The 15,922-nt window shown below is 53.6% G+C and carries 10 protein-coding genes and 7 tRNA genes; 4 read left to right on the forward strand and 13 right to left on the reverse strand.

The window, feature by feature from the left end:
* Window positions 1-76 precede the first annotated feature (76 nt).
* Complete coding sequence (gene miaB, locus MT962_RS02430) at window positions 77-1,501, reverse strand: tRNA (N6-isopentenyl adenosine(37)-C2)-methylthiotransferase MiaB (protein WP_024559138.1); 1,425 nt, start codon at window positions 1,499-1,501, stop codon at window positions 77-79.
* Window positions 1,502-1,646: 145 nt separating this feature from the next.
* Between miaB and ubiF the strand changes: the two genes are divergently transcribed.
* Window positions 1,647-2,825: a 3-demethoxyubiquinol 3-hydroxylase gene (gene ubiF / locus MT962_RS02435; protein WP_247364451.1), complete on the forward strand. Its 1,179-nt coding sequence runs from the start codon at window positions 1,647-1,649 to the stop codon at window positions 2,823-2,825.
* A gap of 165 nt (window positions 2,826-2,990) precedes the next feature.
* Here the strand turns inward: ubiF and MT962_RS02440 are convergent.
* The 12 genes from MT962_RS02440 to nagB all read right to left on the reverse strand — a co-directional run bounded on the left by MT962_RS02440 (window position 2,991) and on the right by nagB (window position 9,907).
* A tRNA-Gln gene (locus MT962_RS02440) sits at window positions 2,991-3,065 on the reverse strand.
* A gap of 36 nt (window positions 3,066-3,101) precedes the next feature.
* A tRNA-Gln gene (locus tag MT962_RS02445) sits at window positions 3,102-3,176 on the reverse strand.
* Between the two features lie 6 nt (window positions 3,177-3,182).
* Window positions 3,183-3,259 (reverse strand) — tRNA-Met (locus tag MT962_RS02450).
* Window positions 3,260-3,290: 31 nt separating this feature from the next.
* A tRNA-Gln gene (locus MT962_RS02455) sits at window positions 3,291-3,365 on the reverse strand.
* A gap of 38 nt (window positions 3,366-3,403) precedes the next feature.
* A tRNA-Gln gene (locus MT962_RS02460) sits at window positions 3,404-3,478 on the reverse strand.
* Between the two features lie 22 nt (window positions 3,479-3,500).
* Window positions 3,501-3,585 (reverse strand) — tRNA-Leu (locus tag MT962_RS02465).
* A gap of 8 nt (window positions 3,586-3,593) precedes the next feature.
* Window positions 3,594-3,670: transfer RNA gene (locus MT962_RS02470), tRNA-Met, on the reverse strand.
* A 248-nt stretch (window positions 3,671-3,918) separates the two neighbouring features.
* On the reverse strand, window positions 3,919-5,583 hold the full coding sequence (asnB, locus tag MT962_RS02475; protein ID WP_024557174.1) for an asparagine synthase B: 1,665 nt from the start codon (window positions 5,581-5,583) through the stop codon (window positions 3,919-3,921).
* 307 nt (window positions 5,584-5,890) lie between these two features.
* Window positions 5,891-6,643: an HAD-IIA family hydrolase gene (locus MT962_RS02480; RefSeq protein ID WP_024557173.1), complete on the reverse strand. Its 753-nt coding sequence runs from the start codon at window positions 6,641-6,643 to the stop codon at window positions 5,891-5,893.
* 62 nt (window positions 6,644-6,705) lie between these two features.
* Complete coding sequence (locus tag MT962_RS02485) at window positions 6,706-7,926, reverse strand: N-acetylglucosamine repressor (RefSeq protein ID WP_024559700.1); 1,221 nt, start codon at window positions 7,924-7,926, stop codon at window positions 6,706-6,708.
* A gap of 8 nt (window positions 7,927-7,934) precedes the next feature.
* Window positions 7,935-9,083, reverse strand: coding sequence for an N-acetylglucosamine-6-phosphate deacetylase (gene nagA / locus MT962_RS02490; protein WP_247364454.1), 1,149 nt, complete (start codon window positions 9,081-9,083; stop codon window positions 7,935-7,937).
* Window positions 9,084-9,106: 23 nt separating this feature from the next.
* Window positions 9,107-9,907, reverse strand: coding sequence for a glucosamine-6-phosphate deaminase (nagB, locus tag MT962_RS02495; protein ID WP_024557170.1), 801 nt, complete (start codon window positions 9,905-9,907; stop codon window positions 9,107-9,109).
* A 326-nt stretch (window positions 9,908-10,233) separates the two neighbouring features.
* On the opposite strand from nagB, the gene nagE reads away from it, so the two are divergent.
* From nagE to MT962_RS02510, 3 genes are all read left to right on the forward strand, one after another.
* Window positions 10,234-12,270 carry an N-acetylglucosamine-specific PTS transporter subunit IIBC gene (nagE, locus tag MT962_RS02500; protein ID WP_247364456.1) on the forward strand — a complete coding sequence of 679 codons (2,037 nt, stop codon included), beginning with the start codon at window positions 10,234-10,236 and terminating at the stop codon, window positions 12,268-12,270.
* Between the two features lie 176 nt (window positions 12,271-12,446).
* Complete coding sequence (gene glnS / locus MT962_RS02505) at window positions 12,447-14,114, forward strand: glutamine--tRNA ligase (RefSeq protein ID WP_024559698.1); 1,668 nt, start codon at window positions 12,447-12,449, stop codon at window positions 14,112-14,114.
* 385 nt (window positions 14,115-14,499) lie between these two features.
* Window positions 14,500-15,897, forward strand: a complete 1,398-nt coding sequence (locus tag MT962_RS02510; RefSeq protein ID WP_247364457.1) for an OprD family outer membrane porin — start codon at window positions 14,500-14,502, stop codon at window positions 15,895-15,897.
* Window positions 15,898-15,922: the final 25 nt, after the last annotated feature.

The following is a 15,922-nucleotide window of genomic DNA, read 5'->3' on the forward strand; positions in this document are numbered from 1 at the left end:
TGCAGAATACAAGTGTAGCGAATGTAAATGACCGTATGCGCACAATATGCGCATACGGTCTGATAAAGCGGGGAAATCAGGGCTGGTAGATACCGACGCCGAGCTCGTTCTCTTTACGGGTACGGGCGATAACGGCGGCGGGAGATTGCGCTACGCGCAGACCCATCTCCTCTTCGGTACGCACGACTTTGCCGCGCAGCGAGTTCGGGAAGACCTCGGTGATTTCCACATCAACAAATTTACCGACCATATCCGGCGTGCCTTCAAAATTCACCACGCGGTTATTCTCGGTACGGCCTGAAAGCTCCATGATGCTTTTACGCGAAGTGCCTTCAACCAGAATGCGCTGGGTGGTGCCGAGCATACGGCGGCTCCATGCCATCGCCTGCTGGTTAATGCGCTCCTGCAGAATATAAAGACGCTGTTTCTTCTCTTCTTCCGGCACATCGTCAACCATATCGGCAGCCGGCGTGCCTGGGCGCGCCGAGAAGATAAAGCTGTAGCTCATGTCGAAATTCACTTCGGCAATCAGCTTCATGGTCTGCTCGAAATCCTGCTGGGTTTCGCCCGGGAAGCCGACGATAAAATCGGAGCTTATCTGGATATCAGGACGCGCAGCGCGCAGCTTGCGAATAATGGCTTTATATTCCAGCGCGGTGTGGGTGCGTCCCATCATATTAAGCACGCGGTCGGCGCCGCTCTGGACCGGCAAATGCAGGAAGCTCACCAGCTCTGGTGTATCGCGATACACTTCGATAATGTCATCAGTAAACTCGATCGGGTGGCTGGTGGTAAAGCGGATCCTGTCGATACCATCAATAGCTGCGACCAGTCGCAGCAGATCGGCGAAGGTGCCGGTGGTGCCATCGTAGTTTTCGCCGCGCCAGGCGTTAACGTTCTGGCCGAGCAGGTTTACTTCACGCACGCCCTGCGCCGCCAGCTGAGCGATTTCAAGTATGATATCGTCGCTCGGCCGGCTCACCTCTTCACCGCGGGTATAAGGCACCACGCAATAGGTGCAGTATTTGTTGCAGCCTTCCATGATGGAGACGAAAGCGGTTGGGCCTTCAGCGCGCGGCTCCGGCAGACGATCGAACTTCTCAATTTCCGGGAAGCTAATATCCACCACCGGGCTGCGGGTGCCTTTCACCTGATTGATCATTTCCGGCAGGCGGTGCAGCGTCTGCGGCCCGAAAATAATATCGACATAGCGGGCGCGGTCGCGAATATGGTCGCCTTCCTGAGAGGCTACGCAGCCGCCGACGCCGATAATCACATCCGGATTTTTTTCCTTTAATGTTTTCCAGCGACCTAACTGATGGAAAACCTTCTCCTGTGCCTTTTCACGGATTGAACAGGTATTCAGCAGCAGAACATCCGCTTCTTCAGCCACATCGGTCAGCTCATAGCCGTGGGTGGCATCCAGCAGATCGGCCATCTTCGATGAATCGTATTCGTTCATCTGACAGCCCCAGGTTTTGATATGCAGTTTTTTTGTCATCGACTTGCCATTGCTCAGTTAAAGCCAGGAATGCAGGGCGCGTATTGTAATGCTTTGGCGTGTTCGTGACCAGTATTGCGCAGGAACGCTTACAGCGGCGAAAAATCCGGTAAACTTAAGGGATATACCTTAAGGATAAAAGCCCATGATAAATCAACCCATTGAAGTCGTCGTTGTCGGCGGAGGCATGGTCGGCGCGGCGGCGGCGCTGGGACTGGCGCAAAATGGTTTTCAGGTTGCCGTGATTGACCATGCCGCGCCTCCCGCTTTTGATGCGGCAGGCGCGCCTGATATCCGCATCTCTTCCATCAGCAGCGCTTCAGTCGACCTACTCAAAGGTCTCGGCGTCTGGCAGGCGGTTAAAGCCATGCGAAGCCACCCCTACCGGCAGCTTGAAACCTGGGAGTGGGAAAGCGCGCACGTCGTGTTTAACGCCGATGAGCTGAAACTGCCCGAGCTGGGGTATATGGTGGAAAACAATGTGCTGCAGCGTGCGCTTTGGGAAGCGCTGGAGGCGCACCCCGGGGTTACGCTCTACTGCCCGGCGCAGCTCACGCAGATGCGTCGGCGCAGCGCAGGGTATGAACTGACGCTGGCAGATGGGCTTGCGCTCGACGCAAAGCTGGTCATCGGCGCCGATGGCGCTAACTCCCAGGTGCGCAAATGGGCAGGCATTGGTTTACATGCCTGGCATTACCATCAGGCTTGCATGCTGATAACCGTTCAGTGCGAAGCAGCGCCGGGAGAGAGCACCTGGCAGCAGTTTACGCCCGACGGACCGCATGCCTTTTTGCCGTTATTTGATAACTGGGCTTCGCTGGTCTGGTACGACCGCCCGGCGCGGATCCGCCAGCTGCAAACGCTGGGTATGGCGCAGTTGCAGCGGGAAATCGAAAAATCATTTCCCGCCCGCCTTGGTAAAGTGACGCCTGTCGCCAGCGGCGCTTTTCCGCTGACTCGTCGCCATGCCCTGCATTATGTCCAGCCTGGTCTGGCGTTGATTGGCGATGCGGCGCATACCATTCACCCGCTGGCAGGGCAGGGAGTGAACCTGGGGTATCGCGATGTTGAAGCGCTGCTGGACGTGGTTATCAATGCACGCGGCAATGGCGAGGCCTGGTCAACGGAGCCGGTGCTTAAGCGTTTCGAACGGCGTAGACAGATTGATAACTTTATTATGCAAAGCGGTATGGATCTCTTCTACGCCGGGTTCAGCAATGATTTACCGCCAGTACGCATGCTGCGAAATCTTGGGCTAATGGCGGCGCAGCGTGCCGGCGTGCTGAAGCGGCAGGCACTGAAATATGCGCTGGGGTTATCGTAACCTGACGACTCTTAGTTACAACATACTTTTTTTGTGCATGTGCTCCCTCCGCGTTGGCGGAGGAGAGTGGCAAGCGAAACAACAGAATTTATGGGTTAACCTAACCATGTGACAGCCACAAACGCAGAAAAGCAAAAAGCCCGCAAAAGCGGGCTTTTTAATAAGTGGCTGGGGTACGAGGATTCGAACCTCGGAATGGCGGAATCAGAATCCGCTGCCTTACCGCTTGGCGATACCCCAACAGGGTGCGTTCAGTTTCCTGGACGTCTTTTAATATGGCTGGGGTACGAGGATTCGAACCTCGGAATGGTGGAATCAGAATCCACTGCCTTACCGCTTGGCGATACCCCAAGAAAATGGTGGCTACGACGGGAATCGAACCTGTGACCCCAGCATTATGAGTGCTGTGCTCTAACCAGCTGAGCTACGTAGCCAAATTGTGTTGCTTTACCAGCCTGCATCGACTGGCTGGGGTACCTGGATTCGAACCAGGGAATGCCGGTATCAAAAACCGGTGCCTTACCGCTTGGCGATACCCCAACGACTAACGCGTTTGAAACGCAAGAGTCGAAGAAAAATGGCTGGGGTACCTGGATTCGAACCAGGGAATGCCGGTATCAAAAACCGGTGCCTTACCGCTTGGCGATACCCCATCCGTGCAACGCTTAACGGAAATGGTGCGGGAGGCGAGACTTGAACTCGCACACCTTGCGGCGCCAGAACCTAAATCTGGTGCGTCTACCAATTTCGCCACTCCCGCAAAAAAGATGGTGGCTACGACGGGAATCGAACCTGTGACCCCATCATTATGAGTGATGTGCTCTAACCAGCTGAGCTACGTAGCCATCTTTTTTCGCGTTACCTTATCGGCGTTGCGGGGCGCATTATGCGTATTGGGCCTGGCAGCGTCAACACCTTTTTTGGTGAAAATAGCCTGAATGTGACTGTTTGACTAGCTTGCGAACAGCTTGACGCAATATTCGGCAATTATTGTTTATTTATCAGTACAGAGAATAAAAAAGAGAAGGCCGCTGCCCGAAAGCTGCGAAAAAAAAACGGGCCCTTGAGAGGCCCGTTATGAAGGTTTTTTCGCTTACTTATAAGCGGACTGGTGAACGCCTACCGCGCGGCCTGATGGATCGTTCATCGTTTTGAACGCTTCATCCCATTCAATCGCTTTAGCAGAAGAGCAGGCGACAGACGGACCGCCCGGAACGCACTCTGCCGCGCTCGGCACCGGGAAGAGCTCTTCAAAGATTTCACGGTAAAGATACGCTTCTTTAGACGAAGGCGTGTTGTAAGGGAAGCGGAATCGCGCCGTTTCCATCTGCTGGTCGCTAACCTGCTGCGCCGCGACCTCTTTTAAGGTGTCGATCCAGCTGTAACCCACGCCGTCGGAGAACTGCTCTTTCTGACGCCACGCCACGCTCGCCGGCAGATAAGACTCAAAGCATTCACGCAGAATATGTTTTTCCATTTTGCCGTTGCCGCACATTTTGTCCTGCGGGTTGATGCGCATCGCCACATCCAGGAATTTCTTGTCGAGGAAGGGCACGCGGGCTTCCACGCCCCAGGCGGACATCGCTTTGTTGGCGCGGGCGCAGTCAAACATATGCAGCGCCTGAAGCTTACGTACGGTCTCTTCATGCAGCTCTTTGGCGTTCGGCGCTTTGTGGAAATAGAGGTAACCGCCGAACACTTCATCTGACCCTTCGCCGGAAAGCACCATCTTGATGCCCATGGCTTTGATTTTACGGGACATCAGGTACATCGGCGTGGACGCGCGGATGGTCGTCACATCATACGTTTCGATGTGATAAATCACGTCGCGAATTGCGTCCAGGCCTTCCTGCACGGTGAAATGAATTTCATGGTGCACGGTACCGAGGTGATTAGCCACTTCCTGCGCGGCTTTCAGATCCGGTGAACCTTCCAGGCCCACAGCGAAGGAGTGCAGCTGCGGCCACCAGGCTTCGGAACGCTCCTGATCTTCCACGCGACGCGCGGCGAATTTCTTGGTGATGGCGGAAATAACCGAGGAGTCCAGGCCGCCGGAAAGCAGTACGCCGTAAGGCACGTCAGACATCAGATGGCTTTTAACGGAATCTTCCAGTGCCTGGCGCAGTTCCGCTTTGTCGGTCACGTTGTCTTTGACGGCGTCGTATTCGAACCAGTCGCGGGTATAGTAAGGGCGAATCTCGCCATCCTGGCTCCACAGGTAGCTGCCCGCCGGAAACTCTTTGATGGTGCGGCATACCGGCACCAGCGCCTTCATTTCGGAGGCGACGTAAAGGTTGCCGTGCTCGTCATAACCCATATACAGCGGGATGATGCCGATATGGTCGCGGCCAATCAGGTAAGCGTCTTTCTCGCTGTCATAAAGGGCGAAGGCGAACATGCCCTGCAGCTCATCGAGGAATTCCGGCCCTTTTTCCTGGTACAGCGCGAGAATAACTTCGCAGTCAGAACCGGTCTGGAAAGGGTAGCGGTCGCCATATTCGGCGCGCAGCGCCTGATGGTTATAAATTTCACCGTTAACGGCAAGCGCGTGCGTTTTTTTCTGGTTGTAGAGCGGCTGCGCGCCCGCGTTAACGTCGACGATGGAAAGACGTTCATGAGCGAGAATCGCTTTATCGCTGGCATAAACGCCCGACCAGTCAGGGCCGCGATGGCGCATCAGACGTGAAAGCTCCAGCGCTTTTTTACGCAGTTCTGTCGCGTCAGTTTTAATATCCAGCACACCAAAAATAGAACACATAGACTTCTCCGTTAACCCTGGCGGTGATGTTGCGTTTGTTGTCAGCGCGCTGCGTCATTTTTCTCTTTCTCGCCGCGGCGCGCCTTGCTTACTAAAGAAAATGCCGTATACGCCCAGGTCAATGCAAGCGCTTTAGCGCTGCGAAAAGAAATAATGCAGTGGTGATTAGCGAATAATGAAAAAAGGTTATGTTTAACGCGGCGAAATTAGCGAATCGTCAATTAAAGAGCGTTTTTATTGAACGCCGCTTTTCAAAGATTGGGAGGAGTTAATGAAACGGCAGCCGCGCATCACGCGGCTGGTGAAATTAGAGGATGTCGATTTCAGCAACGGAAGGGTAAATCCAGGAGGGGCGGAACGGCATAGCGTCGATATCATTGAGCGTTGAAACGCCGGAAAGCACCAGAATCGTTTCCAGACCCGCCTGAAACCCCGCCAGGATATCGGTGCGCAGGTTATCGCCGACGATGACTGTCTGCTCTGAGTGCGCCTGCATCTTGTTCAACGCGGCGCGAATTATCCACGGACTCGGCTTGCCGACATAAAAAGGCTTACGACCGGAGATTTTTTCAATGCCGGCACACAGCGCGCCGCAGGCCGGATAAAACCCCCGCCCGTGCGTATCCGGGTTGGTGGCGATAAAACGCGCGCCGCCAGCCACGAAGAAAGCGGCTTTGTGCATCATCTCCCAGTTATAGGAGCGCGTCTCGCCAACGATGACAAAGTCGGGATTGATATCGGTTATCGTAAAACCTGCTTTGTAAAGCTCGTGAATGAGCGCGCCTTCGCCAACAACGTAGGCTTTTTTCCCTTCCTGACGACGCAGAAAATCAGCCGTCGCCATCGCAGAGGTATAAAAAACGCTGTCCGGCACATCAATCCCTGCGGAGGCGAACCGGTTAGCCAGGTCTTGTCCTGTCTGGGAAGGGTAGTTTGTCAGCAGCACCAGCGGCATCCCTTTTTCAAGGATGCGGTTGAGGAATTCGCTGGCGCCCGGGACGGCAACGTTGTCGTGCATCAGCACGCCATCAATATCACAAATTACGCTCTGGATGGTCATCGACTACTCTGGCTCAAAGAAAAGAAAGGCGTAACTATAGCCTGGTTAAGGTTGAAACCCTGTTAACTTTCAAGCAAACGCTGCAATAACATACCGTTAAGCATGGCCCGTTTCACCAGCGCAAAGGCGCCGATGGCCGAACGGTGATCCAGCGTGGAAGGCACTACCGGCAAATTCTTACGAAACGCCGCCAGCGCCTGGGCATTGATGCAGCTTTCAATCGCAGGCAACAGAATTTTTTCCGCTTCGACAATCTCACCCGCGATGACGATTTTTTGCGGGTTGAAAAGATTGATAGCGATAGCGATAGTTTTTCCGAGATGGCGGCCTACCTGTTCAATCACTTCGCAGGCCAGTTCATCGCCTTTATTGGCGGCTTTGCAGATGGCTTTGATAGTGCATTCATCAAGCGTGACGCGGCTCTGATAGCCTTTCTCCAGCAAATGACGCACGCGCTGTTCGATGGCGGCATTTGCCGCCACCGTCTCAAGACAGCCGAAGTTGCCGCAGTGGCAGCGCTCGCCGAGCGGATCGACCTGAATATGGCCGATTTCGCCGACATTGCCGTTACGGCCAATAAAAATGCGGCCATTTGAGATAATGCCTGCGCCTGTGCCGCGATGAACGCGCACTAAAATGGAATCTTCGCAATCCTGACTTGCACCGAAGTAGTGCTCGGCCAGCGCCAGGCTGCGGATATCGTGACCGACAAAACAAGTCACGTTAAACCGCTTTTCCAGCGCCTCTACCAGCGCCCAGTTCTGCACGGGAATATGAGGCATATAGCGGATTACGCCGCTTTCCGGATCCACGAGGCCGGGCAGGATAATGGAGATAGCGATAAGCTCGCGAATTTTACGCTGCTGCGTTTCGATAAACAGCGCAATGGTATTGAGCAACGCATGCTCCAGCGTCTCCTGGGTGCGTTCAGGCAGAGGATAATGCTCTTCCGCCACCACTTTGCTGCTCAGGTCGTATAGCGTCAGGGTGGTGTCGTTACGGCCAAGGCGCACCCCTATGGCATGAAAGGGGCGCGTCTCGGTAATAATGGAGATAGCGCGGCGGCCCCCGGTGGAAGCCTGTTGATCGACTTCTTTGATAAGGCCGCGCTCAATAAGCTGGCGAGTAATTTTGGTGACGCTGGCGGGTGCAAGCTGGCTCTGTTCCGCTATCTGAATACGCGAGATAGGTCCGTGTTGATCGATAAGGCGGTAAACCGCCGCGCTGTTAAGCTGTTTTACCAGATCAACGTTACCTATTTGAGCCTGTCCGCCAGTTGTCATGCCTGTTCTTACTCAGTAAAGACCTCGTTGCCGTTAACGAGAGTCCGGGTGATTTTATAATCGCGGGTAAAGACGGTCAGGTTAGCCACTTTTCCGGCTTCGATTGTCCCTAGCGTCTTATCCACGCCCATAGCGCGGGCCGGGTAAAGGGTCGCCATGCGCAGCGCTTCATCCAGCGCGATGTTGACATGCTCGACCAGGTTGCGCACGCCTTCGATCATCGTCAGCGCGGAACCGCTCAGGGTCCCGTTCTCGTCTACGCACAGCCCATTACGGAAGTATATGGTTTTGCCAGCAAAAATGAACTCATCAATATTCGCGCCCGCGGGTGCGGTTGCGTCTGTCACCAGACAAAGCTTGTCGCCTTTTACCTTTTTCGCGGTGCGAACGTTGGCGAAATCGACATGCAATCCGTCGACGATAATGCCGCAGTATAAATCAGGCTCATCGAAAATCGCCCCGGTCAGGCCCGGCTCGCGACCGGTAATATAAGGCATGGCGTTAAACAGATGCGTGGCGAAGCTGATGCCGGCGCGAAAACCCGCTTTGGCTTCTTTCAGCGTGGCGTTGGAGTGGCCTGCGGAGACGACAATGCCCGCCGCGACAAGCTGGCGAATCACTTCCGGTTCGACCATTTCCGGCGCGAGCGTCAGCTTGGTAATGACATCGGCGTTCTCGCACAGAAAATCAACCAGCGCCTGGTCAGGTTTGCGCACATAAGCTGGGTTATGGGTGCCTTTTTTGACGATGTTCAGCCATGGACCTTCCAGATGCAGGCCGAGCGCCTGGTTTTTATTTTTCGCCAGATAGTCACGCATTACGCGCACGCCCTGTTTCATCAGATCGTCGCTGGCGGTAATCAACGTCGGCAGATAGCTGGTGCAGCCCGATTTCTCGTTTGCTTTCTGCATAATTTCCAGCGTCTCGACGCTGATGGCTTCGGCGGTATCGTTGAACTGCACGCCGCCGCAGCCGTTTAACTGCACATCAATAAAACCGGGGGCAATGATGGCGCCACCGGCGTCGCGTTGCTCAATGCCGACCGGTAATTCCGCCTGCGGGCAAACGCGCTCGATAAGGCCATTCGCGATAATTACCGCATGGTCGTCCAGAATTTCATGGCCGGTGAAAATCCGGCCGTGGGTTAAGGCATACATAGTGACCCCCGGTGTAAATGCGCTTAAAGATCTTTAATATTTTCAGCTTCGAGCTCAGTGAAGTATTTCAGTGTCTTCACCTTCAGCTCCATGGTGGACGGCTCATCGCAAACCACGACCGCTTTCGGATGCAGTTGCAGGCAACTAATCGTCCACATATGGTTTACGTTGCCTTCGACCGCCGCCTGCAGCGCCTGCGCTTTCACATGCCCCTGCACCAGGATCATCACTTCTTCGGCATCCAGCAGCGTGCCGACGCCCACGGTGAGCGCGTATTTCGGCACCTGGTTTACATCGCCGCCGAAGAAGCGGGAGTTTGCCACGCGGGTGTCATGCGTCAGGGTTTTAATGCGAGTACGGGACGCGAGTGACGAGGCCGGCTCGTTAAAAGCAATGTGTCCATCGTTGCCAACGCCGCCCATAAAGAGATGAATTTTGCCATAGGCGCGAATTTTCTCTTCATAACGGCGACATTCTGCGTCAACATCAGGCGCATTGCCATCAAGAAGGTTGATATTTTCAGCAGGAATATCAACATGATCAAAGAAATTACGGTGCATGAAGCTGTGGTAGCTTTCCGGATGTTCTTTCGGCAGGCCGACATATTCATCCATGTTAAAGGTGACCACATGTTTAAAACTCACCTGGCCCGCTTTATGCATCTCTACCAGCGCTTTATAGGCTTCGAGCGGCGTGCCGCCGGTCGGCAGGCCCAGCACGAACGGGCGATCGGCGGTTGGGTTAAATGCGTTGATGCGCTTAACAATATGGCGTGCTGCCCATTTGCCGACCTGCTGTGCGGTAGCCAGGGGGATCAGTCTCATCATTCACCTCGTAAGTTGTAAGTCATAAATGGCGCGGATTGAAAGCGGGATAAAGTAAGGGTAAACCATATTCATCGGGCTCAGGGATCAATCCGTCCTGATTTTTCGAATGATAAAATAAGTTTTGCGAGTTAGCCAGTAAAGGGGAAATGATAAAGCAAATTTTGGTGATAAAAATCACAAACAGCACCCTTTTAATTTGCGAGGCGAATTAATTTTTCACACACTCCACAGGTGAAGTGAAGCGTCGCCGCTTAATCAGGGTGGGTCGTATTATAAAAACACTGCTTTGACGAGCCTCATCGGGGCCTCATAGGGGGAATAAAGTGAGTATTCTAGGTTATTTGCAAAACGTAGGCCGGGCGCTGATGGTGCCCGTGGCTACGCTGCCTGCCGCAGCAATTTTGATGGGGGTAGGGTACTGGATTGACCCTACCGGTTGGGGTGGAAGCAACGCGCTGGCCGCGTTTTTTATCCAGTCCGGTTCCGCAATCATCGACAATATGGGCGTGCTGTTCGCGGTCGGTGTAGCGTATGGCATGTCTAAAGATAAAGACGGCGCGGCTGCGCTGGCCGGCTTTGTCGGATTCCTCGTTTTAACTACGCTCTGCTCGCCTGCGGCTGTCGCCATGATCCAGAAAATCCCGGCGGACCAGGTGCCAGCGGCGTTTGGCAAAATCAAAAACCAGTTTGTTGGCATTATGGTCGGCATTATCGCGGCCGAACTCTATAACCGTTTCAGCGCCGTCGAACTGCCCAAAGCGCTTTCGTTCTTCAGCGGTCGCCGCCTGGTGCCGATTCTGACTTCATTTGTGATGATCGTGGTCGCTTTCATCATGATGTACATCTGGCCGGTGGTGTTTGATGGCCTGGTGAACTTCGGCGAGCATATCCAGAAACTCGGTTCTGTTGGCGCAGGCGTTTACGCTTTCTTCAACCGTCTGCTTATCCCGGTTGGCCTGCACCACGCGCTGAACTCCGTGTTCTGGTTCGACGTAGCCGGTATTAACGACATCCCGAATTTCCTTGGCGGCGCGCAGTCTATCGAAGCCGGGAAGGCGGTTGTCGGCATTACCGGCCGCTATCAGGCGGGCTTCTTCCCGATCATGATGTTTGGTCTGCCAGGCGCGGCGCTGGCGATTTACCACTGCGCACGTCCGGAAAACAAGGCTAAAGTGCTGGGTATTATGATGGCGGGCGCGTTTGCGGCCTTCTTCACTGGCATCACTGAACCGCTGGAGTTCTCCTTCATGTTCGTAGCGCCGGTGCTTTATGTGCTGCACGCCATTCTGACTGGTATCTCCGTGTTTATCGCGGCGACCATGCACTGGATTGCTGGCTTCGGCTTTAGCGCCGGGCTTGTGGATATGGTGCTTTCTTCACGTAACCCGCTGGCCACACACTGGTACATGCTGATCCCGCAGGGTCTGGTGTTCTTCGTTATTTATTACCTGGTGTTCCGCTTTACCATCACCAAATTCAATCTGATGACGCCGGGCCGTGAACTGGCGGTAGCCGGAAGCGAAGAAGACGGCGAAGATGTTAACGTCAGCGGCAATAAAGACCAGGATGTCACCGGTCTTGCGCGTCAGTATGTCGCGGCTATCGGCGGCTCTGATAACCTCACCGGCATTGACGCCTGCATTACGCGTTTACGTCTGACCGTAAAAGACTCCGCTCAGGTTAACGAAGTGCTGGCGAAACGCCTTGGCGCAACGGGCGTGATTCGCCTGAATAAAACCAGCGTGCAGATTATCGTGGGCTTTATGGCAGAAAAAATCGCGAACGCGATGAAAACGGTCGGCGCCGTGCCAGCCTCCGCCCCGGCTGCAGCCAGCGCGTCTGTAGCGCCTGCTGCAGGGGTTAAACCGCAGGTTATTCCGGAGGCCGCTACCGCCGCCACGGTTGCTGAACTGCTCTCTCCGGTGACTGGCGAGGTTGTTGCGCTGGAACAGGTGCCGGATGAAGCGTTCGCCAGCAAAGCGGTAGGGGATGGCGTGGCGGTGAAGCCGACGGAGAAAACCGTTGTTTCCCCGGCTGCCGGCACCATCGTGAAGATTTTCAATACCAACCACGCGTTCTGCCTGGAAACAGAAAAAGGCGCGGAGATTGTTGTTCATATGGGCATCGACACCGTAGCGCTGAACGGTCAGGGCTTTAAACGTCTGGTAGAAGAGGGCGCTGAAGTGGCCGCCGGCCAGCCGGTGCTGGAAATGGATCTCGATTTCCTCAATACCCATGCCCGTTCAATGATTAGCCCGGTCGTATGCAGCAATATCGACGACTTCGGCGGTCTGGTCATTAAAGCTCAGGGGCAGGTTGTTGCAGGCGAGACGCCGCTTTATGAGATTAAAGGCAAGTAACGCGGTTGGATTTTAGGGCGCCTCAAGCGGCGGGGAAATTCCTCGCCGCTTTTTTTGTTGTAAAAATCTACGCTACCGCAGGGAGGCGCCTATTTTCTTCAACTAAAGGTTGTTTCCCGACCCTGCTTATAAGATCATGCTGCGTTAACTGATGTTTACGCTTTGAGGAATCTACGATGAGTGAGGCTGAAGCCCGCCCGACTAACTTTATCCGCCAGATCATCGATGAAGATTTGGCCAGTGGTAAGCACACTACCATCTGCACCCGTTTTCCGCCGGAGCCGAACGGCTATCTGCATATCGGACACGCAAAATCTATCTGCCTGAACTTCGGCATTGCCCAGGATTACCAGGGGCAGTGCAATCTGCGTTTCGACGATACCAACCCGGTTAAAGAAGACATCGAATACGTCGAGTCCATCAAAAACGACGTGCAGTGGCTGGGCTTTCACTGGTCGGGCGATGTGCGCTATTCCTCTGATTACTTTGATCAGCTGCACCACTATGCGATCGAACTGATTAATAAAGGCCTTGCTTACGTTGATGAGCTTTCGCCGGAGCAGATCCGCGAGTACCGCGGCACGCTGACGCAGCCGGGCAAAAACAGCCCGTACCGCGATCGCAGCGTGGAAGAGAACCTGGCGCTGTTTGAGAAAATGCGCAACGGCGAATTCGCCGAAGGCACCGCTTGCCTGCGTGCGAAAATCGATATGGCTTCGCCGTTCATTGTCATGCGCGACCCGGTGCTGTACCGCATTAAATTCGCTGAACACCATCAAACCGGCAACAAGTGGTGCATCTATCCGATGTACGACTTTACCCACTGCATTTCCGATGCGCTGGAAGGCATTACCCATTCGCTGTGTACGCTGGAATTCCAGGATAACCGCCGTCTCTATGACTGGGTACTGGATAACATCACTATTCCTGTGCACCCGCGCCAGTACGAGTTTTCGCGTCTTAACCTTGAATACGCGGTTATGTCCAAGCGTAAGCTTAATCTGCTGGTGACCGACAAGATTGTGGAAGGCTGGGACGACCCGCGCATGCCGACTATTTCTGGCCTGCGCCGTCGCGGCTATACCGCTGCTGCTATTCGCGAGTTCTGCAAACGCATCGGCGTAACCAAGCAGGATAACACCGTCGAGATGGCGGCGCTGGAAGCCTGTATCCGTGAAGATCTTAACGAAAACGCGCCGCGCGCGATGGCCGTTATCGATCCCGTTAAGCTGGTGATTGAGAACTACCCGCAGGGCCAGACTGAACAGGTCGCCATGCCGAACCATCCGAACAAACCGGAAATGGGCAGCCGCGACGTGCCGTTCTCTGGCGAAATCTGGATCGATCGCGCCGATTTCCGTGAAGAGGCCAACAAGCAGTACAAGCGCCTGGTGCTCGGTAAAGAAGTACGCCTGCGCAACGCCTACGTCATTAAAGCTGAGCGTGTTGAAAAAGACGCGGAAGGCAACATCACCACCATCTACTGCTCTTACGATGCCGAAACGCTAAGTAAAGATCCGGCGGATGGCCGCAAAGTGAAAGGCGTTATCCACTGGGTTAGCGCACAGCACGCGCTGCCGGTAGAAATCCGTCTTTACGACCGCCTCTTTAGCGTGGCGAACCCGGGCGGAGCGGACGATTTTCTCTCGACCATCAACCCGGATTCACTGGTTATCAAGCAGGGTTTTGCGGAACCGAGTCTGAAAGAGGCTGAAGTGGGTAAGGCATACCAGTTTGAGCGCGAAGGTTACTTCTGCCTCGACAGCCGCCACACGTCAGCCGATAAGCTGGTCTTTAATCGCACGGTAGGACTTCGCGATACCTGGGCTAAAATCGGCGAATAAGTCGAACTACAAAATAAAACGCCGCGCAATGCGGCGTTTTTCATTTCCGCAGCGCTGACTGGAGTTTTTATTAAAAAAGAAGCGGAAAGTTTTTCCTGATTATAACTCTTATAAATTCATCAAAATAAATTCATAGTAACCATCAATATAAATTGTGGCGATGCAAGGCTTTAAAAAATAAGTTGTTGCATAAGGCGTTTATTTTAATAAAAAGAACGAGAGCGTTTATTTGTGCTTGATGTCATATTTTGACAATGCTGTGCAAACAAAATATTGATAATTAATGTCGTGAAAAATACTATTCAATAGCGTTAAAAAATCATAAGCATGCATTTATTTTGCATGAAAGCTTTTTTATAAAGTTATTATTGAGAAGAAATTTGATATGCCTCTTTTTTTAAAAAGGCGCAGGACGCGGCTATTATTAATGGCGAGCGTAAGCGCTTTATCTACTTTAAGTTTTACACCCGCTGTTTATTCCACAGGCTTTATTGATGATTCAACGCTGACGGGCGGCCTCTATTACTGGCAGCGAGAGCGAGACCGCAAAGATGTCGCAGAAGATAAATACAAAACTAACCTTTCTCATGCAACCTGGAACGGCAATCTTGATTTTTCGTCAGGGTATGCGGCAGATCTGTTCGGCGTCGATCTCGCGCTCTTTACGGCAATTGAAATGGCGGAAAATGGCGACAGCGCGCATCCAAATGAAATCGCCTTCTCATCCAGTAATAAAGCTTACGATGAAGACTGGTCCGGTGATAAAAGTGGAGTAAGCCTTTATAAAGCCGCCGCGAAATTTAAATATGGTCCTTTATGGGCGCGCGCCGGATATATCCAGCCCACCGGCCAAACGCTTCTGGCGCCGCACTGGAGCTTTATGCCTGGCACTTACCAGGGCGCGGAGGCAGGGGCCAGCGCGGACTACGGCGAGGCGGGCCTGCTCAGCTTCTCATATATGTGGAGCAACGCTTATAAGGCCCCGTGGCATCTTGAAATGGATAAATTTTACCAGAACGATAAAGCGACCCGCGTCGACTATCTCCATTCTTTAGGCGCGAAGTATGACTTCAAAAATAACTTTATTCTCGAAGCGGCTTTCGGCCAGGCGCAAGGTTACGTTGACCAATACTTTGCTAAAGCCAGCTATAAATTTGATATTGCGGGAAGCCCGCTCGCCGCCAGTTATCAATTCTACGGCGCTCGCGACAAAGTAAGCGACGGCTCAGGCAACGATATTTATGACGCCACGGCATGGCTGCAGGCGTTGACCTTTGGCTACAGGGTGGGGCCGGTTGATCTACGTCTGGAAGGCACCTGGGTGAAGGCCGACGGGCAACAGGGCTATTTTCTGCAACGCATGACGCCAACCTACGCCTCATCAAACGGTCGGCTGGATATCTGGTGGGATAACCGTTCTGACTTTAACGCTAACGGTGAAAAGGCGCTTTTCGTCGGCGCTATCTATGACCTTACCCACCTGAAGCTGGCGGGATGGTCTCTTGGCGCGTCTTACGTGTACGCCTGGGATGCTAAGCCCAGCTCCGCGCCGACCCGCGATGGTTATTACGATCCTGATTATCGTCTCAAGGAATCGGCTTACAGCCTCGATGCAATTTATACCTTCGTAGAAGGGCGCGCTAAAGGCGCCACGTTTAAGCTGCATTTCACGCAGTATGACAACCACTCCGCTATTCCCAGTTACGGCGGTGGCTACGGCAATATTTTTCAGGACGAACGCGACGTGAAATTGATGTTCATTGCGCCGTTCACCCTGTTCTGATGCTTCCCGCTTCATACTCATTAAT

This window comes from Franconibacter sp. IITDAS19 (assembly GCF_023079515.1).
Taxonomy (GTDB): Bacteria; Pseudomonadota; Gammaproteobacteria; order Enterobacterales; family Enterobacteriaceae; genus Franconibacter; species Franconibacter pulveris.

Excerpts from the sequence above, each read along its gene's own strand:
- glnS (WP_024559698.1), top strand. The coding sequence starts at position 12,447 with ATGAGTGAGGCTGAAGCCCGCCCGACTAACTTTATCCGCCAGATCATC.
- ubiF (WP_247364451.1), top strand. The coding sequence starts at position 1,647 with ATGATAAATCAACCCATTGAAGTCGTCGTTGTCGGCGGAGGCATGGTC.
- MT962_RS02510 (WP_247364457.1), top strand. The coding sequence starts at position 14,500 with ATGCCTCTTTTTTTAAAAAGGCGCAGGACGCGGCTATTATTAATGGCG.
- miaB (WP_024559138.1), bottom strand. The coding sequence starts at position 1,501 with ATGACAAAAAAACTGCATATCAAAACCTGGGGCTGTCAGATGAACGAA.
- asnB (WP_024557174.1), bottom strand. The coding sequence starts at position 5,583 with ATGTGTTCTATTTTTGGTGTGCTGGATATTAAAACTGACGCGACAGAA.
- MT962_RS02480 (WP_024557173.1), bottom strand. The coding sequence starts at position 6,643 with ATGACCATCCAGAGCGTAATTTGTGATATTGATGGCGTGCTGATGCAC.
- nagA (WP_247364454.1), bottom strand. The coding sequence starts at position 9,083 with ATGTATGCCTTAACCCACGGCCGGATTTTCACCGGCCATGAAATTCTG.
- nagB (WP_024557170.1), bottom strand. The coding sequence starts at position 9,907 with ATGAGACTGATCCCCCTGGCTACCGCACAGCAGGTCGGCAAATGGGCA.
- MT962_RS02485 (WP_024559700.1), bottom strand. The coding sequence starts at position 7,926 with ATGACAACTGGCGGACAGGCTCAAATAGGTAACGTTGATCTGGTAAAA.